Origin of the sequence: Sphingomonas sp. CFBP9019, assembly GCF_034045155.1 — a bacterium.
GTDB classification, from domain to species: Bacteria; Pseudomonadota; Alphaproteobacteria; order Sphingomonadales; family Sphingomonadaceae; genus Sphingomonas; species Sphingomonas aerolata.
In genome coordinates, this window is the sequence record NZ_JAXCWK010000002.1 from 361,827 (window position 1) to 381,015 (window position 19,189).

17 protein-coding genes are annotated in these 19,189 nt (G+C 67.1%); 9 read left to right on the forward strand and 8 right to left on the reverse strand.

The window, feature by feature from the left end:
- Positions 1 to 62: 62 nt before the first annotated feature.
- Positions 63 to 995, forward strand: a complete 933-nt coding sequence (locus tag SOM18_RS05720) for a hypothetical protein (protein ID WP_031439473.1) — start codon at positions 63 to 65, stop codon at positions 993 to 995.
- Positions 996 to 1,114: 119 nt separating this feature from the next.
- Here the strand turns inward: SOM18_RS05720 and SOM18_RS05725 are convergent, their stop codons facing one another.
- Positions 1,115 to 2,797, reverse strand: a complete 1,683-nt coding sequence (locus tag SOM18_RS05725) for an alkaline phosphatase family protein (RefSeq protein ID WP_042466531.1) — start codon at positions 2,795 to 2,797, stop codon at positions 1,115 to 1,117.
- 70 nt (positions 2,798 to 2,867) lie between these two features.
- Here SOM18_RS05725 and SOM18_RS05730 point away from each other — a divergent pair, with 70 nt between their 5' ends.
- The 4 genes from SOM18_RS05730 (at position 2,868) to SOM18_RS05745 (ending at position 8,243) form a co-directional block, all read left to right on the forward strand.
- Positions 2,868 to 4,901, forward strand: a complete 2,034-nt coding sequence (locus tag SOM18_RS05730) for a protein-disulfide reductase DsbD family protein (RefSeq protein WP_320481443.1) — start codon at positions 2,868 to 2,870, stop codon at positions 4,899 to 4,901.
- Positions 4,902 to 4,972: 71 nt separating this feature from the next.
- Positions 4,973 to 6,496: a circularly permuted type 2 ATP-grasp protein gene (locus tag SOM18_RS05735; protein WP_192008431.1), complete on the forward strand. Its 1,524-nt coding sequence runs from the start codon at positions 4,973 to 4,975 to the stop codon at positions 6,494 to 6,496.
- On the forward strand, positions 6,496 to 7,431 hold the full coding sequence (locus tag SOM18_RS05740; RefSeq protein ID WP_031439469.1) for an alpha-E domain-containing protein: 936 nt from the start codon (positions 6,496 to 6,498) through the stop codon (positions 7,429 to 7,431). Before SOM18_RS05735 ends, SOM18_RS05740 begins: the two co-directional genes overlap by 1 nt.
- A complete protein-coding gene (locus SOM18_RS05745; RefSeq protein ID WP_031439468.1) occupies positions 7,431 to 8,243 on the forward strand; it encodes a transglutaminase family protein in 813 nt (270 codons plus the stop codon). The genes SOM18_RS05740 and SOM18_RS05745 overlap by 1 nt, the downstream gene beginning before the upstream one ends.
- 10 nt (positions 8,244 to 8,253) lie before the next feature.
- Here SOM18_RS05745 and SOM18_RS05750 read toward each other — a convergent pair whose 3' ends face one another.
- Together SOM18_RS05750 and SOM18_RS05755 are read right to left on the reverse strand one after the other, a co-directional pair.
- A complete protein-coding gene (locus SOM18_RS05750; RefSeq protein ID WP_031439467.1) occupies positions 8,254 to 9,039 on the reverse strand; it encodes an arginyltransferase in 786 nt (261 codons plus the stop codon).
- Positions 9,040 to 9,178: 139 nt separating this feature from the next.
- Positions 9,179 to 10,435, reverse strand: a complete 1,257-nt coding sequence (locus SOM18_RS05755; RefSeq protein ID WP_031439466.1) for a threonine ammonia-lyase — start codon at positions 10,433 to 10,435, stop codon at positions 9,179 to 9,181.
- Between the two features lie 57 nt (positions 10,436 to 10,492).
- On the opposite strand from SOM18_RS05755, the gene SOM18_RS05760 reads away from it, so the two are divergent.
- On the forward strand, positions 10,493 to 11,347 hold the full coding sequence (locus SOM18_RS05760; RefSeq protein WP_031439465.1) for an NAD(P)-dependent oxidoreductase: 855 nt from the start codon (positions 10,493 to 10,495) through the stop codon (positions 11,345 to 11,347).
- Positions 11,344 to 13,029, forward strand: a complete 1,686-nt coding sequence (locus tag SOM18_RS05765) for an amidohydrolase (protein WP_152555374.1) — start codon at positions 11,344 to 11,346, stop codon at positions 13,027 to 13,029. Before SOM18_RS05760 ends, SOM18_RS05765 begins: the two co-directional genes overlap by 4 nt.
- 13 nt (positions 13,030 to 13,042) lie before the next feature.
- On the opposite strand, the gene SOM18_RS05770 is transcribed toward SOM18_RS05765, so the two are convergent.
- From SOM18_RS05770 to SOM18_RS05785, 4 genes are all read right to left on the reverse strand, one after another.
- Complete coding sequence (locus SOM18_RS05770; protein ID WP_320481445.1) at positions 13,043 to 13,390, reverse strand: hypothetical protein; 348 nt, start codon at positions 13,388 to 13,390, stop codon at positions 13,043 to 13,045.
- 109 nt (positions 13,391 to 13,499) lie between these two features.
- Positions 13,500 to 14,201, reverse strand: coding sequence for a response regulator transcription factor CtrA (gene ctrA, locus SOM18_RS05775; protein WP_031396653.1), 702 nt, complete (start codon positions 14,199 to 14,201; stop codon positions 13,500 to 13,502).
- Between the two features lie 185 nt (positions 14,202 to 14,386).
- Positions 14,387 to 15,880: a glucose-6-phosphate dehydrogenase gene (zwf, locus tag SOM18_RS05780; protein WP_320481446.1), complete on the reverse strand. Its 1,494-nt coding sequence runs from the start codon at positions 15,878 to 15,880 to the stop codon at positions 14,387 to 14,389.
- A gap of 124 nt (positions 15,881 to 16,004) precedes the next feature.
- Entirely contained in the window at positions 16,005 to 16,898 is an 894-nt protein-coding gene (locus tag SOM18_RS05785) for a LysR family transcriptional regulator (protein WP_031396651.1), read from the reverse strand.
- A 115-nt stretch (positions 16,899 to 17,013) separates the two neighbouring features.
- Between SOM18_RS05785 and SOM18_RS05790 the strand changes: the two genes are divergently transcribed.
- Entirely contained in the window at positions 17,014 to 17,733 is a 720-nt protein-coding gene (locus tag SOM18_RS05790; RefSeq protein ID WP_031439462.1) for a pirin family protein, read from the forward strand.
- A 65-nt stretch (positions 17,734 to 17,798) separates the two neighbouring features.
- Positions 17,799 to 18,398: an NAD(P)H:quinone oxidoreductase gene (gene wrbA / locus SOM18_RS05795; protein ID WP_031439461.1), complete on the forward strand. Its 600-nt coding sequence runs from the start codon at positions 17,799 to 17,801 to the stop codon at positions 18,396 to 18,398.
- Between the two features lie 32 nt (positions 18,399 to 18,430).
- Here the strand turns inward: wrbA and SOM18_RS05800 are convergent, their stop codons facing one another.
- Entirely contained in the window at positions 18,431 to 19,186 is a 756-nt protein-coding gene (locus SOM18_RS05800) for a M15 family metallopeptidase (RefSeq protein ID WP_052380833.1), read from the reverse strand.
- Positions 19,187 to 19,189 lie beyond the last annotated feature (3 nt).

Genomic DNA, 19,189 nt, shown 5'->3' on the forward strand with positions numbered 1-19,189 from the left:
ATCCGCGCTAAGCACGGGGCGTGGCGGCGCAATCGTGGCTGGCCGATGAGGGAGTGCCCTGCTTGAACCGATCGCTCTTATTGCTCGTGCTGGTTGCTGCGTCCGCCTCGGCCCAAGCGCCGGTGCGGCGCGCGTCGCCCTTCACCGTCGACGGGCAGGGCTTTGCGACGCTGCAGGAGGCGGTCTCATCGATCCGGCTCGGCACCGCGACGATCCTGATCGCGCCCGGCACCTACCGGCAATGCGCGGTGCAGGCGGGCGGGCGGATCACCTTCAAGGCGGTGGAGCCGGGCACCGCGATCTTCGAAGGCGTGGCTTGTGAGGAGAAGGCGGCACTGGTGCTGCGCGGGCAGGGATCGGTCGTCGATGGCCTGGTCTTTCGCGGCTACAGCGTCCCCGACGGCAATGGCGCGGGGATCCGCACCGAGATGGGGGACCTCAATGTCGTCAACGCGATGTTCCTCGACAGCCAGGAAGGCATCCTCGGCGGCGAGCCAAGCGAGCAGCGGATCACGATCGACCGGTCGACCTTTTCGGGGCTAGGCCAGTGCGACCAGTCGCCGAGCTGCTCGCATGCCGTGTATCTGGCGAACCAGGGCAGCGTGACGATCACCCGCTCGCGGTTCGAGCGCGGGACCGGCGGGCATTACGTCAAACTGCGCGTGCCGACCGTCTCGATCACCGACAACAGCTTCGACGACAGCGCGGGGCGGAAGACCAATTACATGATCGACCTGCCCGAAGGCGCGACCGGGCTGATCGCGCGCAACACCTTCGTGCAGGGGCGGCAGAAGGAGAACCACACCGGGCTGATCGTCGTCGCGGCGGAAGCGAAGACCTATCGCTCGACCGGGTTGCGCGTCGAGGACAATGACGCGCGGCTGGCACCGGGCGATGCGACCAGTCCCGCATTCCTGGCGGATTACAGCCATGACCGGCTGGCGCTGGGGGCGAACCGGCTGGGCCCGGGGTTGCGGGCGTTCGAGACGCGCTAAGTCGAGGCTGCGGGGGAAGCGGGGGGGCGTACCGCCGCCGCTCAAGACCCCGTCGTCCCAGCTTTCGCCGGGATGACGGGCGGCGGGAGGACAGGGTCCAAGCGGTCCGACGGGGCTCCTCAGCCCGGGCAGGTGCTCGCCGCGCCCGCGTCGAGGTCGAGGCAGCGGCCGTCGAGTCCCGATACCGGCAGGCCGATCGTTGCGGCGAGCGTCGGGACGATGTCGACGGTTTCCACCGACAGCGGCTGTTCGAACCCGGCGATCCCCTTGCGCCAGAACAGGATCGGCACGCGGCGATCATAGTCCCACGGGCTGCCGTGTGTTTCGACATAGCCGCCGGCGGGCGACACGATCGTCGTCACGCGTGGCTTCAGGAGTGTGACGAACTGACCCGAGCGGCCCTCGGCATAGGAGGCGCGCGCGCGTTCGATCAGCGTCCAGGTCTCGGGCGGGGTGGTCGCCATCGGCGTAGCCATGATCTCGGCGGCCGAGAAGGCGGCGGCCACCTGCGGCAGCGCGCGGTAGCGGCGTAGCGCCTCGGTCAGCACCTTGGCGCGCGTCTTGGCGGGCAGCGCATCGTCGATATAGACGTCGCCCTCGGTCCCGAGCAGGACGCTGCCGGGCAGGCCCAGATCCTTGGCGATCGCGGTGCCGACCTGCTTGGCGAGCACATTCTCGTCCATATGCGCCTCCATCGGCATCGCGCGCTGCTGCTGCCGCTCGGTCGCATCGTGCGCGCCGTGATCCGCGGTCAGCACGACCTCGTAATCCACGCCGGTCTCGTCCAGCACCGCGAAGAAGCCGCCGAGCGTCTTGTCGAGCTCGGCCATCTGGATGCACATCTCGGAACCCTGCGTGCCGTAGGTGTGGCCGATATAATCGGTCGCCGACGCGCCGATGTCGATGATGTCGGTCTGTGGCCCTTGGCCGAGCTTCATGTCCTGCACCAGCGCCGCCGCCATCGCGAACACCGCGGCATCGGACGCGGGCGACACGCGGAAGCCCTTGGCGTCGCCCGCCTCGCGCTCGAAGCGGCCCTGGCCGTACGTCTTGCCCGCGATCACGATCGGGTGGTTCACGCCCGTGCAATAGCCGGGCAGCGGCAGCGCGGCCTGGGGCAGCGCGATCAGCCCGGCGACCGCGGTGCGCGTGCGCTGCACCGCCGGCGGTACCGCGCGGCCCGCATAGGAGACATAGGTCTTGCCGTCCCACCACCAGAGCTCGTCGACCTTGTGGCCACCCATCATCACCGCCGCGCGATCCTTGCCCGCGACCGAGACCGAGCGGGTGCGGGGATCGCGCGCCTTCATCATCTCGCCGAGCGTCGGCACCTTCAGATGCATGTCGGACACGGTGTAGCTGTCATGCGTGCTGCCGGTGACACGCTCGTCCTCCGAGCAATAGACGATCTTGTCGGGGCGGTCGGCGCGCTGGTCGACCCAGTTGTTCGCGATGATCCCGGTATGCGCAGGCCGCATGCCAGTCAGGATGGTCGAGTGGCCGGGGCAGGTCTCGGTCGCGGCATGGCTCTGATAGCCGCTCGGAAACACCACGCCGTTCAGCAGGCGGGTGAAGCCGCCGGTGAAGTGGTTGCGATATTGCTGGAACAGGTCGGCGGCGAACTGGTCGACCGAGATCGCCACGATCAGCTTGGGCGGCGTGGCGGGCGTCGGTGCCGCAACCGCCGGGGCCGGGGCTGGGGCCGGAGCGGTCTGCGCGGACGCGGTCACGGACGCGGCCGGGGCCAGGAGCAACGCGGCGATAAGTGCTTTCACGGACAGTCCTTTGACGAGCAGCAGCATGACTGCTTTCGGATGTAATGCGGTGTCGTCCTCGCTATGGCTGTGGCCGATGAACGAAACAAGGATGGCCATGCGCAGTTCACGTTGCGTCCTGATGACGATGCTGCTCGCGCTGTGCAGCCTCGTGGCGACGCCGGCGCTGGCGGACCCGCTCGACGGCTCGAGCCGGCATCTGAGTATGCGCCTCGTTGCTGAAAGCGACCATCCGAAAGCGGGCGCACCGCTGACCATCGCGATCGCAACGACTCCCGATACGGGCTGGCATGGCTATTGGGCCAATCCGGGCGATGCGGGGTTTTCCGCGACGTTGGACTGGACGCTGCCGCGCGGAGTGACGGCGGGGCAGCCCGAATGGCCCGTCCCGACGACGCTGCTCATCGCGGGGCTGATGAACTATGTCTACGAGGCGCCCTATGCGCCGCTCGTGACGATCCAGGTGCCGGCGGGGCTGGCGGCGGGCGCCAAGCTGCCGATCCGGCTGAAGACGTCTTATCTTGTCTGTTCGGCGACGATCTGCGTGCCCGAGGAGCAGGCGCTGTCGCTCGACCTGACGATCGGCGACGGCGCGGCGTCGCAAGCAAGCGCCTTTGCCGGCTGGCGGCGGGCGATCCCCAAGCCGCTCGATGCGGGCGCGACCTATGCGGTCGACCAGGGCGTGCTGCGCGTCGCGGTGCCGTTCCCGGCCGGGGCCAGGGCGCAGGATGCCTATTTCTTCCCGCTCACCACCGGCGTGATCGACAATGGCGCGCGCCAGACCGTGACGCGGTCGGGCGATACGCTGACGATCGCGACGCGACTGGCGGCCAATGGCAAGGCCAATGCGCCGATCGAGGGTGTGCTGCGGATCGGCGACTCGCAGGGGCTCGCGGTCAGCGCCGCGCCGGGGGTCGTTGCGGCGGGGCCATCGGATAATGCGGGCGGGCTGTGGGCGACCGCACTGGCGGCGTTTGCGGGCGCGGTGCTCGGCGGGCTGATCCTCAACATCATGCCCTGCGTCTTCCCGATCCTGAGCCTGAAGGCGCTCAGCCTCGCGCGCGGTGGCGCCAGCGAACGTGAGGCGCGGCACGAGGCCTTGGCCTATACCGCGGGCGTCGTGCTGGTGTGCCTTGGCCTTGGCGCTGCGATCCTCGCGCTGCGTGCGGGCGGGTCTGCGGTCGGCTGGGCGTTCCAGTTGCAGCATCCCGCGGCGATCATCGTGCTGCTGCTGCTGAGCACCGCGATCGCGTTCAACCTGGCCGGGCTGTTCGAGGTGCCGACGCCGCGGTTCGCGGGCGAGAGCGGTGCGAGCGGTGCGTTTGCGACCGGCGCGCTGGCCGCATTCATCGCGACGCCGTGCACCGGGCCGTTCATGGGTGCAGCGCTGGGCGCTGCGCTCGTGCTGCCCTGGCCCGCGGCGATGGCGGTGTTCGCCGGGCTGGGACTCGGGCTGTCGCTGCCGTTCCTCGCGATCGGCTTCGTGCCGGCGTGGCGGCGCTGGCTGCCCAAGCCCGGCGCGTGGATGGAGACGTTCCGGCATGTCCTGTCGGTGCCGATGTTCCTGACCGCGATCGCACTCGCCTGGGTGCTGGGCCGCCAGACCGGCGTCGACAGCCTGACTCTCGCGCTCGTCGCAGTGCTGGCGATCGGGGCGGTGCTGTGGGTTGGCGGCACGCGGCAGCGCAAGGGCAAGGCGTTCGGCGCGGCGACCCTTGCCGCACTGGCGGTCGTGTTCGTCGGCAGCGCGGTCGTCATCGCCCGCGCGCCGCCGGCCTCGGCCAGGACGGCGGTCGCCGGCGACGAGGCGTTCAGCGAGGCGAAGCTTGCCGCGCTGCGCGCCGAGAAGCGCGGCGTGTTCGTCTATTTCACCGCCGACTGGTGCCTGACATGCAAGGTCAACGAGAAGGCGGCGATCGAGACCGCGACGGTCCGCGACGCGTTCGCCAAGAACAAGGTCGCGGTGCTGATCGGCGACTGGACCGATGGCGACCCGGTCATGGGCCGCTTCATCGAGGCGCATAACCGTGCCGGCGTGCCGCTCTATCTCTATTATGCGCCGGGGGCGGCCGAGCCGACCGTCCTGCCGCAGGTCCTCACCCCGGCGCTGCTGGCGGGGCTGGGCGTCTAATCCGGCTTGTGCAGCGCGGTGAAGCGTTGCAGCATGGAACCGCAACGCTTGATGGGGAATTTACCATTTCGATGGGGAAACAAGCGTTCGACGAAATCATGGGGGCACCGGGCGATACCCGTGTCCGTCCCGAACTTGCCGCCTTGGGCCGCTGGATCGAGGAGACGCCCGACGCCGAGTTGCGGCGTCGCCAGCAGGCGGCTGAAACGACGTTTCGGCAGCTCGGCATTACCTTTGCCGTCTATGGCGAGAACGAGGCGGCCGAGCGGATCATTCCGTTCGACATCGTCCCGCGGGTCTTCCTGCATGACGAATGGACGCGGCTTTCCGAAGGGCTCGTCCAGCGTGTCGAGGCGATCAATGCGTTCCTCGAGGATATCTATGGCGAACGCCGCATCCTGAAGGAAGGGATCCTCCCCGAGGATCTCGTCATGGGCAATGCGCAGTTCCGTCCCGAAATCGCCGGGATGCGCCCGCCGCACGGGGTCTGGGCGCATATCTGCGGGATCGATCTGGTACGCACCGGACCCGACGACTTTTTCGTGCTCGAGGACAATGCGCGGACGCCCTCGGGGGTCAGCTACATGCTCGAGAATCGCGAGGCGATGCTGCGGCTCTGCCCCGAGCTGTTCCGCGAGTTTCGCGTCGCGGCGGTCGACAGCTATCCCGACCGGCTGCTTGAGACGATGAAGTCGGTTGCGCCGCACGGCGTCAGCGCACCGACCTGCGTCGTGCTGACGCCGGGGCATTATAACTCGGCCTATTACGAGCACAGCTTCCTCGCCGATACGATGGGCGTCGAGCTGGTCGAGGCGGCCGATCTGGTGGTCGACGACGATGTCGTATGGATGCGGACGATCGCGGGGCGCGTGAAGGTCGACGTGATCTATCGCCGGATCGACGACGATTATCTCGACCCGCTGGTCTTCCGTCCCGACAGCGCGCTCGGCGTGCCGGGGCTGATCGCGGCCTATGCCGCGGGCAATGTCGCGATCATCAACGCGCCGGGCAACGGCATCGCCGACGACAAGGCGATCTACAGCTACATGCCCGACATCGTGAAATTCTATTCAGGCGGCGAGTGCAAGTTGCCCAATGTCGAGACGTGGCGGTGCCGCGAGCCCCAGGCGCTGAAATATGTCCTCGACAATCTTGAGGACGTCGTCGTCAAGCTGGTCGACGGTTCGGGCGGCTATGGCATGCTGGTCGGCCCGACCGCGACGAAGCAGGAGATCGAGGATTTCCGTGCCGCGCTGATCGCCGAGCCGCATCGCTATATCGCGCAACCGACGCTCGCGCTGTCGACCGTACCGACGATGGCCGAATCCGGGCTGTGCCCGCGGCATGTCGATTTCCGGCCGTTTGTGCTGACCGGGTCGAAGGGCGTCCAGGTCGTGCCTGGCGGGCTGACCCGCGTCGCGCTGAAGCAGGGATCGTTGGTTGTGAATTCAAGCCAGGGTGGCGGCACGAAGGACAGCTTCGTCCTGATGGCGGATCAATCGCAGCGCATGGGGGGGGGCGGCATGACGCAGACGCTGGGCGGGATGACGCAGACCCTCGGCGAAGGCATGCCCGGGCCGGAGGCACAGTCCTGATGCTGTCGAGGACCGCCTCGTCCCTCTATTGGCTGGGACGCTATTTCGAACGTGCCGATTTCATCGCGCGGTTGGTCGAGGCGACGGTGCGCCTCGACGTGCTGTCGTCGCAGCCTGCGGGCGAGGCGGCCTGGGCATCGGCGCTGGCGGTCACCGAGACCGACGAGGCCTTTGCCAAGACCGGGGTGCCGGTCGGGCAGCGCGACGTGGTGCGCTTTCTGACGCTCGACGCCAGCCATCCGGGATCGATCGTCCGTTGCCTCGACATGGCGCGTAACAATGCCAAGGCGGTGCGGACCGCGCTGACGCGGGAATCATGGACCGCGATCAACCGTGCGTGGCTGTTGTTCGAAAACCGCGCGACCCCCGGCAGCACGACCGCGCAGCTCAACCTGGTCGAGGCGGTCAAGACCGAGACGCGCGGGTTCGAGGGTGCGATCCACCGCATGCTGCGCAACCAGACGACCTGGTTCATCCGGCTCGGCCAGGCGGTCGAGCGCGCGGACAACACCGCGCGGCTGCTCGACGTCAAATATCATATCCTGCTGCCGGAGGGACAGAAGCTGGGCGGCGCGATCGATCGTGACCAGTGGACGACCATCCTGCAGACCGTGTCGGCGGTGACCGCCTATCGCTGGATGTACAATGACGGCCTTCGGCCGGCCGACGTGATCGATTTGTTGCTGGCGCGCGCGGAGTTGCCGCGTAGTCTTGCAGCCTCGGTCGAGGAGACGGTGGACGTGCTCAATCTGCTTGCGAAACGTACCGGCCAGCACGGCGAGGCGGACCGGATGGCGCGGCTGCGCGCCTCGCGGCTGGGGCGAACCCGATCCGGCGAGGTGATCGCATCGGGCCTGCACCAGTATCTGCAGGCCTTCATCCAGGAGAATGCGCTGCTCCACGGCGCGATCGGCCGGCAGTTCAAGTTCCTTTGATGCGGTTGTCGGTCGATCACCGCACGATCTATCGCTTCACCGAGCCGCAGAGCCGGCTCGTCCAGATGCTCCGCATGACCCCGCAGAACACGCATGACCAGACGGTCGCGCAGTGGCGGATCGACATCGACTGCGATGCCCGGCTGCGGCAGGGGCGCGACGGGTTCGGCAATGCCATCACGATGCTCTACATCGACGGCCCGATCGACGGGATCGAGATCGACGTCACGGGCGAGGTGCTGACCAGCCATTCCGACGGCGTCGTCCACGGCGCTTATGAAGTATTGCCGCCGGCGTTGTTCCTCCGGCCCACCGAGACCACCGCACAGGACAAGGCCATTGCCGATTTCGCCGCACGCGTCGCGACCCCCGCCCAAGGCCGGATCGGGGCGCTGCACCGGGTGAACGAGGCGTTGCACGAACGCTTTGCCGCCAATCCCGGCCGTCCCGCGCCAAACCTCGGCGCGGCGGCGGCGTTCCGGCTCGACAGCGCCACCTCTCGGGACTTCGCGCAGATGTTCATCGTCGCTGCGCGTTCGCTGGGGGCGCCGGCGCGTTATGTGTCGGGCTATCTGCTGACCGAACGCGACGACGATCACCGTCCGACGCCGCATGGCTGGGCCGAGGCGCATGTTGACGGGCTGGGCTGGATCGGTTTCGACCCGTTCACCGGCGACTGTCCCGAAGAGCATCACGTCCGGGTCGCGGTCGCGCTCGATGCTGCAGGGGCCGCGCCGGTGGCAGGATCGCGGCTCGGCGAGGGCGGCGAGCGGCTGGAGGTCGATGTCGTCGTGTCGCGGGATGGTCAGTGACCGTCGGCGACTAGTCCTCGCGCTGCCCGGGGCCCTGCCCGGGGGCGGCCGCCAACAGGTCCTCCTCACTCAGGCGGCTCCATCCGCCCGGGCCGAGCGCCTCGATCGGGCGGTACCGGATCTTGTATTCCATCCGGCCCGATCCCTTCACCCAATAGCCCAGATAGACATAGGGTAGCCCCGCACCGCGTGCGCGCAGAATGTGGTCGATGATGATGTAGTTGCCGAAGCCCGGCCGCGATGCGTCGTCCGCTGCGAAGAAGCTGTAGATCATCGACAGTCCGTCGGCCTGGCGATCGGTGAGGCAGGCGCCGACCAGCCGGCCCGGGGCACTGCCGATGCCCGGTTCGCGATACTCGACGATCAGCGAGTCGACGGGCGAATGCTCGACCATGTCGGCATAATCGTCCTCATCCATCCCGGCCATGCCGCCGTCCGGGTGACGTGCCGACAGATAGCGGCGCAACAGCTGGAACTGTTCGTCGGTCGCCCATGCGCGACAGACGGTTGCGGTGATGTCGCCGTGGCGCTTGAGCAATTTGCGCTGCGTCGCATTGGGCGTGAATTCCGGCGTCACGACACGGACCGACACACAGGCGCTGCAGCCGGTGCAACTCGGCCGATAGGCGACGCCCTGGCTCCGTCGAAACCCGATCCGGCTCAGCGCGTCGTTGAGTTCGACCGCATGCGGCCCGTTCAGTTCGGTGAACACCTTCCGCTCCTCCCGATCGGGCAGATAGGGGCAGGGGCCGGGGCTGGTCACGAAGAACCGGGGAAACCGAAAAGGCGCAGTCATCGCGAAGTGCCCCTCTCTCGGCTTCCATGCGCTCTCAAGGCGCGGGCGGTATATGATTCCTGTGCGGGCCGCTGGAAAGTGGGGCGGCCCGCGGTGGTAAAAGAAATTCCCGTCGGCGCCGGGCGGCGTTGGCCGGGGATCAGGCCAGTTCGACCGTGCTCGTCTCATAGCCCGCCGCCTTCAGCGCGGTGACCAGCCGATCGAGATGCGCGCGATCGCGGGCCTCGCATTCGATATCTGTGATCAGCCCCTTTGCCGGCAGCGTCGTAAAGACGCGCTGATGATACACCTCGATGATGTTCACCCGCTCCTGATCGAAGATCCGGGCGACGTTGTACAGCGCGCCGGGCTGGTCCTGCAGGCGGATGCGCAGCCGTGCGAGCCGGCCCGAGCGTGCGAGATCACGCAGCAGGACGTTGGCGAGCAATCGCGTGTCGATATTGCCGCCGCACAGGATGATCCCGACGGTCCGCCCCTTGAAGCGCTCGGGATGCTGGAGCAGCGCGGCGAGGCCGGCGGCACCGGCACCCTCGACGACCGTCTTCTCGATCTGGAGCAGCAGGCTGACCGCCATCTCCAGGCTGCGCTCGCTGACCAGGACGATGTCGTCGACGAGTTCGGCGACCATCTTGGAGGTGATGCCGCCGGGCTCCTTGACCGCGATCCCCTCGGCCAGCGTGTCTCCGGCGCAGGGCATCGTCGTCCCGTTGATGCGGTTGTACATCGACGGGAACAGCTCGGCCTCGACGCCGACGACCTCGATCGCATGACCGCCCTGCGCCACGTTCGCCCGCGTCACGGTCGCGACGCCCGAGATCAGACCGCCGCCGCCGATCGGGACGACCATCATGTCGATCTCGGGCACGTCCTCGAGCATCTCGATCGCGGTCGTGCCCTGGCCGGCGATGACCCGGGCGTCGTCGAACGGATGGACGAAGGTGAAGCCGCATTCGCCCTCGAGGATGCGGGCATGCGCATAAGCGGCATCGAAGGTGTCGCCGTACAGCACGACCTTGGCGCCGTGCCCTTCGGTCTGCGTGACCTTCACGGTCGGGGTGTTGGTCGGCATCACGATCGTCGCGGGGATGCCGAGCCGGTTGGCGTGATAGGCGAGACCCTGTGCGTGATTGCCCGCCGACGCGGCGATCACGCCCTTTGCGCACGCTTCGGGCGACAGCTGCAACAGCGTGTTGAGCGCGCCGCGTTCCTTGTAGGCCGCGGTGAACTGAAGATTCTCGAACTTCAGATAGACGGTCGCGCCGGTCATCTGGCTCAGCGTGCGGCTGATCAGCGTCGGCGTGCGGACGATCGAGGCGCGGATCCGGTCATGCGCGGCGCGGACGTCGTCGATGGACACGGGAAGGGTGGGTGCCGCTACGGCAGCGAGGGTAGCCATAGGCGTTGCGCTAGACCATCTGGCGCGCAGGGGAAACACCGCTTATGCGCTTGATCCATGGCAAAACTGGCATTCATCGGGACTGGCGTGATGGGCGCGCCGATGGCGGGGCATCTCGCCGCGGCAGGGCACGACGTCACCGTTTATAACCGCTCCCAGGCCAAGGCTTTGGCATGGGCCGATAAATACGGTGGAACGGTCGCGGACACGCCTGCTTTGGCGGCGCGCGATGCGGATGCGGTGTTCACCTGTGTCGGCAATGACGATGATCTTGCCGCGGTAACATTGGGTGAGGACGGCGCGTTCGCGGCGATGCGCGACGATGCGGTGTTCGTCGACCATACGACCGTCTCCGCCGCGATCGCGCGGCGGCTGGCGGAGGCGCGCGCGCTCGTCGTCGATGCGCCGGTGTCGGGCGGGCAGGCGGGTGCCGAGAACGGCAAATTGTCGATCATGTGCGGCGGTTCCGCCGACGCCATGGCGAAGGCCGAGCCGTATATGCAGGCCTATGCTGCGCGGATCGTCCATGTCGGTGACGCGGGCGCGGGCCAGACGACCAAGATGTGCAACCAGATCGCGATCGCCGGGGTGATCCAGGGCGTGTCCGAATCAATCCGCTTCGCGCAGAATGCCGGGCTCGACCTCGACAAGGTGTTCGAGGCAATTTCGGGCGGCGCGGCGCAGAGCTGGCAGATGGTCAATCGCTGGCCGACGATGGCGAAGGAAGACTTCGACTTCGGCTTTGCGGTCGACTGGATGCGCAAGGATCTGGGGCTCGCGCTCGACGAGGCGCGGCGCAACGGCGCGGTCCTGCCGGTCGCGGCGCTGGTCGATCAATTCTATGCCGATGTGCAGGCCATGGGCGGCGCGCGGCAGGATACGAGTGCGTTGGTGCGGAGATTGCCGAAGTGAAGCCTGTCCTGTTCGCAAGTGCCGCCCTGTCGCTGTTCGCCACCCCGGCGCTGGCCGACGGGATCGTCGACAACGTCAACGGCCTGACCATCACCGAGGGCGGCAAGATCGTCCGGTTCAAGGCGATCCTGGTCGACAAGGACGGCCGCGTCACCCGGCTGGTGCCGCCGGGGGAGGAGCCCCCCAAGCTCAGCCGCAAGGAATTGAAGAAGAACGCGGGCAAGCCGCTCTATGACTGGCGTACCGACATGGGCGGCAAGACCGTGCTGCCCGGCTTCGTCGATGCGCATGGCCATGTGATCGAGCTCGGCTTCGGCGCGCTGTCGCTCGACCTGTCGGCAGCGACCTCGCTCGACGACGCAAAGTCGCGGATCGCCGCCTATGTCGCGGCCAATCCCGATCGCAAATGGGTGCTCGGCCGCGGCTGGAACCAGGAAGCCTGGGGGCTGGGGCGGTTTCCGACCGCTGCGGATCTCGATTCGGTGTCGGGCGGCCATCCGATCTGGCTGTCGCGCGCGGACGGCCATGCCGGCTGGGCGAACAGTGTCGCGATGCGCGAGGCGGGAATCACCGGCGCCACGGTCGCCCCGGCGGGGGGGCGCATAGAAAAGAGCGGCGGCGCGCCGTCGGGCGTGTTCGTCGATGCCGCGCAATCGCTGGTCGAGAAGGTCGTGCCGCAGCCTTTGCCCAAGGAGCGCGATGCGGCCTTCCTGACCGCCCAGCGGATCCTGCTGGGGTACGGCGTCACCGCGGTCGCCGACATGGGCACCACGCTCGACGACTGGCTGACCTATCGCCGGATGGCGGATATCGGCGGGTTGCGCGTCCGGATCATGAGCTATGCGCTGGGCGTCGAGACCGCGGGGCGGATCGGCGGCAAGGGGCCGACGCCGTGGCTGTATGACGACCATCTGCGGATGGGCGGGGTGAAGCTCTATGCCGATGGCGCACTCGGATCGCGTGGCGCCTGGCTGCTGAAGCCTTATGCCGATGCGCCGGGGCAGACCGGGCTGGGCTTCCTGACCGATGCGCAGCTCCAGAACCAGATGAGCCGCGCGGCGATGGACGGGTTTCAGGTCGCGGTGCATGCGATCGGCGACCGTGCGGACCAGCAGGTGCTCGACGCGATCCAGGTCGAGAGCGAGACCTACAAGGGCGACCGGCGCTGGCGTGTCGAGCATGCGCAGATCGTCGATCCCACCGACCTGCCGCGCTTCGGCAAGTTCGGCACGATCGCGTCGATGCAGCCGACGCACCAGACCAGCGACCGGACGATGGCGGAGGCGCGGCTCGGGCCGAGTCGGCTGACCGGCGCCTATGCCTGGAAGTCGATGCTGGCGAACGGATCGAAGCTTGCCTTTGGTACCGATTTCCCGGTCGAGAAGCCCGATCCGTTCGCCACCTGGGCCGCGGCGTTCACCCGGCAGGATGCCAACGGCCAGCCGCAGGGCGGGTGGCAGCCGCAGGAACTTATCTCGCGCGAACAGGCGTGGTGGGCGATGACCGGTGCCGCCGCCTATGCAGGGTTTGCCGAGACGAAGTTCGGCGCGCTCGCCGCCGGGCAGCGCGCGGACTTCATCGTCGTCGACCGCGATCCGATGATCGCTTCACCGACCGAACTGCGTGCGATTAAGGTTGCCGAGACCTGGGTCGGGGGCGAGAAGGTCTGGGTTCGGAAATAGCCGGCCGGTAGCCTCAAAGGTCGCCGCTGGCGTCCTTCGATGCGCGCGCGTTGATCCGCGCCCAGACCGCCTTGTGTTCGGCCTTCGCGTAGAGCGCAGCCCGCTGGCGGGGCGGTGCCGCTGCGAGAGTGGTCGGCAGGTCGGGGAAGGTCGCCAGGACGAGCCGCAACCGCGCCTCGCGCTCGCGTTGCATCGTCGGCGTGATCGACGGGGGCGAAATGTTCGTGCGCGGCGTCCAGCCGGGATTTCCGGGAAACGGCGCGCTGGTACCTATCAAGCCGCTAGGGCCAGGGACGCCAAGTTGCGCAGAAGCGGCCGCAGAACAGGCAATCAGTCCGACCGCGAGCAGGATAGTTTTCATGGAACACCTCCGATGAAGACTAAACTGACACCATCAGGCAAGGTTGCAAGCCTAAACCTGTGGAGTGAAGCGGCGCGACCTTGGACTTTGGGTCGCGCAGCCGAGCAGATCAGGCGACTTGCGCTTCGACCATCTCATCGGGTTCGCGCAGGACATAGCCGCGGCCCCAGACGGTCTCGATGTAGTTTTCGCCATCGCACGCCAGGCTGAGCTTCTTCCGCAGCTTGCAGATGAAGACGTCGATGATCTTGAGTTCAGGTTCGTCCATCCCGCCATAGAGGTGGTTGAGGAACATTTCCTTGGTCAGCGTGGTGCCCTTGCGCAGCGAGAGCAGCTCGAGCATCGCATATTCCTTGCCGGTCAGGTGAACGCGGCTGCCATCGACCTCGACCGTCTTGGCATCGAGGTTCACGGCGAGCTTGCCAGTGCGGATGACCGACTGCGAATGGCCCTTCGAGCGGCGCACAACGGCATGGATCCGCGCGACGAGTTCCTCGCGGTGGAACGGCTTGGTGACGTAATCGTCCGCGCCGAACCCGAAGCTGCGAACCTTGGAGTCCATTTCGTTGACGCCCGACAGGATCAACACCGGCGTCGCAACACGCGCAACACGAAGACGCTTCAGGACATCATAGCCGTGCATGTCGGGCAAGTTCAGATCGAGCAGGATGATGTCGTAATCATACAGCTTGCCAAGATCGAGGCCCTCTTCGCCCAGATCGGTGATGTACACGTTGAAGCCCTCGGTCGTGAGCATAAGCTCAATGGCCTTGGCGGTGGTAGGCTCATCCTCGATCAGCAGCACGCGCATGGGTTGTCCCCCGTTTAGCGAAAACGCCAGCCCCTGCTAAGCGATCCGCCGTTGATTCATTAACCAAAGAACATCTGAAAGCAAAAGGTTAATTCCGTCTTAAATGAGAGCGTTATACGAACTCTTGGTACGGAACCGACCAAAACTCCGTGATCAGAGCCCGGCAACCGAGTCGCGGCGCGGGCTCACGTCTTCGCCGGGTCGAGCGTGTGCCAAGCAAACCCGTCGCGCGCGAGCAGTTCGTCTGCCGCCGCCGGTCCTGTCGTACCCGCGGCGTAAGTGTCGGGTGCGCCTTCGCTTGCCCATGCGTCGAGAAACGGCTGGACCGCGGCCCATCCCGCCTCGATCGCGTCGGCGCGCTGGAACAGCGTCTGGTCGCCAGCGAACAGATCGTGGATCAGCGACTCATACCCGGTCATCGCGCCGATATCGAACGAGTCGGCGTAGCGGAAATCGAGCGCGATCGGCGCGGTGTCGACCTCGAGCCCGGGGCGCTTGATATTGATATCCATGCTGAGCCCCTCATCGGGCTGGATCTGGATGATCAGGCGGTTGGGCGGCAGCTTCTCGGCGGCGGTCGCGTGAAACTGTGCGAACGGCACGGGCTTGAAGGTGATCACGACCTCGGTATCGCGTATCTCCATTGCCTTGCCGGTGCGAAGGTAGAAGGGCACGCCCGCCCAGCGCCACGTGTCGACCATCAGCTTCAGCGCGACATAGGTCTCGGTGGTGCTGTCGGGGACAATGTCGGGCGATGCCGTGAAGGCGGGGACGGCGCGCTCGCCGATCGTCCCCGCACCATAGGCGCCGCGGACGCCGTTGCGACGTGCCTTGGCGGGCGAATAAGCCCGAACGGCTTTCAGCACCTTGCCCTTTTCGTTGCGGATGGCCTCCGCGTCGAAACTCGCAGGGGGCTCCATCGCGACCATCGCCAGCAACTGGAACAGATGGTTAGGGACCATGTCGCGCAATGCGCCCGTCGCGTCGTAGAACGCACCGCGCGTGCCGACGTCGACAGTCTCGGCGGCGGTGATCTGGACATGCGCGATACAGTCGGCATTCCAGACCCGTTCGATCATCATGTTCGCAAAGCGCGCGGTCATGATGTTCTGGACGGTTTCCTTGCCGAGGAAATGGTCGATCCGGTAGATCTGTGTCTCGGCGACGTGCGACAGGATGCGCGCGTTCAGCGCCTGCGCGGAAGCGAGGTCGTGGCCGAACGGCTTCTCGATCGCGATCCGGCGAAACGCGGATTTGCTTTCATGCGTCAGCCCGTTGGCCGCGAGCCGATCGACGATGTCGCCGAAGAATCGCGCGGGCACGGCGAGATAGAAGGCGGCGTTGCCCGATAGCCGGTCTCTCAGCCGTGCATAGACGTCGTCCTGTGTGAAATCGCCTTGCATATACTGGACGCGCGCCTGCAACCGGTCCCAGGCGGCCTCCTGCTCGGGCGAGGCATGCGCCGTGGTAGCGCTGGCGCGAAAGGTGGCGAGCGCGGTGCGCAGCGTGTCGTCGTCGCCGGGTTCGATACCGATCCCGAGGACCGAAAAATCGTCACCGATCATGCCCAGCCGGGTCATGTTGGTCAGCGCGGGCATCAGCAATCGGCGGGTCAGGTCGCCCATCGCACCGAAGATGACGAGCGTGGTCGGCGGGGCGGGATGGATCGCGCCGGTCATGCGCGGTGGGCCCGGGGCGCGGTCTGGTAGGGGAGCATCGACATCCTTCCGTGGTGACTCACAGCAATAGCCTGGCGGCGAGCATTGTTCCGTAGGGGTTCCGTCGGGGTCCAGCCAGCGCGGTTCAGCCGGGGTCGCGAAGCCGTGCGCCGAGGAACGCGATGAGCGCCTCGACCCGGGCCGGGCGGAGCGGGCTGGGCGGGGTCAGCAGGTGGAGGCCGATCGGTGCGGGCGCCCAGTCGTCGAGCAGCGTTACCAGCGCACCGGACGCGAGCTGCGCCTCGATGATGAAATGGGGCAGCCGCGCGATGCCGAGACCGGCGACGAGCGCCGGGACGACCGCCTCGCCGCTATTGGCGGTGAGCTGACCCTGCAACCGCACCGAAACGTCGCTTTCGCCGGGGCGCTGAAACCGCCAGGGCCCGACGACGTTCGAATAGCCAATCAGGCGGTGTTCGCCGAGCTGCGCGGGATGCGTCGGCGTTCCGTGCGCCGCCAGATAGGCAGGCGCGGCGACGGTGTGCGCCTGGATGCTGCACAGCCGTCGCGCGCGCAGCGAACTGTCGGGCAGCTCGGCGATCCGCAACGCCACGTCGAACCCTTCCGCGACGATGTCGACTCGCGCGTCAGACAGATGCAGGTCGATCTCGATGCCGGGATGCGCGGCCAGAAACTCGGCCAGCAGCGGCGCGACATTGGTGATGCCGAAGCTCATCGGCGCCGCCAGCCGTACGCGCCCCGTCGGCGCGCTTGCGGCATCGTTCGCCGACTCTTCCGCAAGCCGCGCTTCGCCCAGGATCCGCGCGGCGTGCTCGGCAAGCGGCTTGCCCGCCTCGGTCAGCGCGAGCCGGCGCGAGGTGCGATGAAACAGCGACTGGCCGAGATGCGCCTCGAGCCGCGTGATCGCCTTCGATACGGTCGCCTTGCTCAGTCCGATCGCGTCGGCGGCGGCGCTGAACGAGCGATGTTCGACGACGCTGGCAAAGATCGCCCAGGCTTCGAGGTCGGGAAGGCGCATCATTCACTCTCCGCAGCGGTCACGTTTGCTAGCAATCGAAACGATCGGTTTCCAGCGTTTCTATTTACGGTGCGATGCGAGTGTCTATCTTGGTGGCAACAAGTGGAGACCTCTCATGACGACCACGACTCTCAACACCGTAGACCGCCGCCCCTTCGACAGCCTGGGCCATGCCGATCATGGCTGGCTGAATGCGCGGCATCATTTCTCGTTCGCGAGCTATTATGACCCCGCCCGGATGGGCTGGGGCGCGATCCGCGTCTGGAACGACGATCAGATCGCCGCCAATTCGGGCTTTCCGCCGCATCCGCATCAGGACATGGAGATCATCACCTATGTCCGCAGCGGTGCGATCACGCATCAGGACTCGCTCGGCAACAAGGGCCGCACCGAGGCTGGCGACGTCCAGGTGATGAGTGCCGGTTCGGGCGTGCGCCATGCCGAATATAATCTGGAGCCCGAGACGACGACGATCTTCCAGATCTGGATCGAGCCCAGCCGCAAGGGTGGTTCGCCGAGCTGGGGTGCAAAGCCGTTCCCCAAGGGCGAGCGCTCGGGGCAGTTCGTGACGCTGGCAAGCGGCTTTGCCGATGACGGCGACGCGCTGCCGATCCGGGCGAACGCCCGGGTGCTGGCCGCGACGCTGAAGGCGGGCGACAGCGTCGACTATGCTGTGGGCGAGGGGCGTCACGCCTATCTTGTCCCCGCGACCGGCGCGATCACGATCGACGACGAGACCATCAACACACGCGACGGTGCGGCACTTTCGGGCGGCCGGACGGTGCGGATCACGGCACTCGACGAGGCCGAGATCGTTCTGGTGGACTCCGAGTAATCTTACCGATGATCCTATGACCATTCCGGCCTGTGCCGGGATGGTCTGCCTTTGAGGAGACTGACATGACCAAGGTTCTGGTTCTCTATTATTCGTCCTACGGCCATATCGAGCAGATGGCGGATGCCGTCGCCGAAGGCGCGCGCGCGGGCGGCGCGGAAGTCGACATCCGCCGGGTCGCCGAGACCGCACCGCAGGCGGTCGTCGAGTCGGCGCATTTCAAGACCGACAGCGCGCATGCCGAGATCGAGGGCCCCGATGCACTGAAGGACTATGACGCGATCATCGTCGGTGCGCCGACCCGGTTCGGGCGGATGCCCGCGCAGATGGCGTCCTTCTGGGATACGACCGGCGGCCTGTGGTTCTCCGGCGCGCTGGTCGGCAAGGTCGGCGGTGCGTTCACCTCGACCGCGAGCCAGCATGGCGGGCAGGAGACGACGCTGTTCTCGATCCTGACCAACCTGCTCCATCACGGCATGACGATCGTCGGTCTGGACTATGGCTTCCAGGGGCAGATGGGCGTCGACGCGGTCAAGGGCGGCTCGCCCTACGGCGCGACGACGATTTCCGATGGCGATGGCAGCCGGATGCCGAGCAGCGTCGAACTCGACGGTGCACGCTACCAGGGCAAGCGGATCGCCGAGACGGCCGCGAAGCTGAAGTAAGAGCGAACGATCCCTCCGGGCGACCGGGGGGGTCAGCGCTTGCGGCGTTTGCCCTTTTCGGACGGAAGCGCCGGGACGGGCGCGGCCGGCACCGCGGGTGCGACGACGGGCGGGGGCGCGGGCGGCAGGATCGCCGGGTCGGCGGGATAGAGCCGCCGCGCCCTGGCGAACACGAACCGCGCCTTTGCCGCGCCGGGTGCAGCGGTGGTCGCGCCGACCCAGCGCCAGTGCCAGGGCTCCCATTTGACGTTCTGCTTGTTCCCGCCGGGGAAGGATTGTTCGAATCCGAACCGCGTCGCGTTCGCGCGCAGCCAGCGCGCGGCGGGTGTCGCCGCCATGCATGCCTCGGCATCGCGACAGCCATTGGCGGGCCGGATGGCGAAGTCGACGACATAGCCGGTCGAATGTTCGCTATAGCCCGGCGGCGCGACCGAGATTGCCCGCTCGGCCGCCGATGTCCCCGACTCGCGGCAGAACACGCTGCGCTGCTGCGCGATCGAACGCTGGCACGACAGGCCGCGTAATTCCCCCATCACCGCCGGGTCCGATTTGGCCGCAGCGAGCAGGCGGAGAAGGTCGGGCAGCATGTCGCGGCGGACCACGCAGGTCTGGCGGACGCCGAAGTCGGACGGAGCGGCGACCAGTTCGGACGGGGCGGCGTCGCCGTAAGGCAGATGCCCGAACGCGCGACCATCGGCGGCGATCGCCGCGCTCTGTCCGGCACAGAGTTGCGCATTGGCGGCGGCCGGGATCAGCAGCAATGAAAGAATTAGGGGGCTACGCAACATCGT

What these genes read in the sequence shown, in the direction of transcription:
- SOM18_RS05740 (WP_031439469.1), top strand. Translation starts at nt 6,496, where the DNA reads ATGCTGTCGAGGACCGCCTCGTCCCTCTATTGGCTGGGACGCTATTTC.
- SOM18_RS05755 (WP_031439466.1), bottom strand. Translation starts at nt 10,435, where the DNA reads ATGGCTACCCTCGCTGCCGTAGCGGCACCCACCCTTCCCGTGTCCATC.
- SOM18_RS05745 (WP_031439468.1), top strand. Translation starts at nt 7,431, where the DNA reads ATGCGGTTGTCGGTCGATCACCGCACGATCTATCGCTTCACCGAGCCG.
- SOM18_RS05800 (WP_052380833.1), bottom strand. Translation starts at nt 19,186, where the DNA reads ATGTTGCGTAGCCCCCTAATTCTTTCATTGCTGCTGATCCCGGCCGCC.
- zwf (WP_320481446.1), bottom strand. Translation starts at nt 15,880, where the DNA reads ATGACCGGCGCGATCCATCCCGCCCCGCCGACCACGCTCGTCATCTTC.
- SOM18_RS05750 (WP_031439467.1), bottom strand. Translation starts at nt 9,039, where the DNA reads ATGACTGCGCCTTTTCGGTTTCCCCGGTTCTTCGTGACCAGCCCCGGC.
- SOM18_RS05730 (WP_320481443.1), top strand. Translation starts at nt 2,868, where the DNA reads ATGCGCAGTTCACGTTGCGTCCTGATGACGATGCTGCTCGCGCTGTGC.
- SOM18_RS05735 (WP_192008431.1), top strand. Translation starts at nt 4,973, where the DNA reads ATGGGGAAACAAGCGTTCGACGAAATCATGGGGGCACCGGGCGATACC.
- SOM18_RS05725 (WP_042466531.1), bottom strand. Translation starts at nt 2,797, where the DNA reads ATGCTGCTGCTCGTCAAAGGACTGTCCGTGAAAGCACTTATCGCCGCG.
- SOM18_RS05760 (WP_031439465.1), top strand. Translation starts at nt 10,493, where the DNA reads ATGGCAAAACTGGCATTCATCGGGACTGGCGTGATGGGCGCGCCGATG.
- wrbA (WP_031439461.1), top strand. Translation starts at nt 17,799, where the DNA reads ATGACCAAGGTTCTGGTTCTCTATTATTCGTCCTACGGCCATATCGAG.
- SOM18_RS05790 (WP_031439462.1), top strand. Translation starts at nt 17,014, where the DNA reads ATGACGACCACGACTCTCAACACCGTAGACCGCCGCCCCTTCGACAGC.
- SOM18_RS05770 (WP_320481445.1), bottom strand. Translation starts at nt 13,390, where the DNA reads ATGAAAACTATCCTGCTCGCGGTCGGACTGATTGCCTGTTCTGCGGCC.
- ctrA (WP_031396653.1), bottom strand. Translation starts at nt 14,201, where the DNA reads ATGCGCGTGCTGCTGATCGAGGATGAGCCTACCACCGCCAAGGCCATT.
- SOM18_RS05785 (WP_031396651.1), bottom strand. Translation starts at nt 16,898, where the DNA reads ATGCGCCTTCCCGACCTCGAAGCCTGGGCGATCTTTGCCAGCGTCGTC.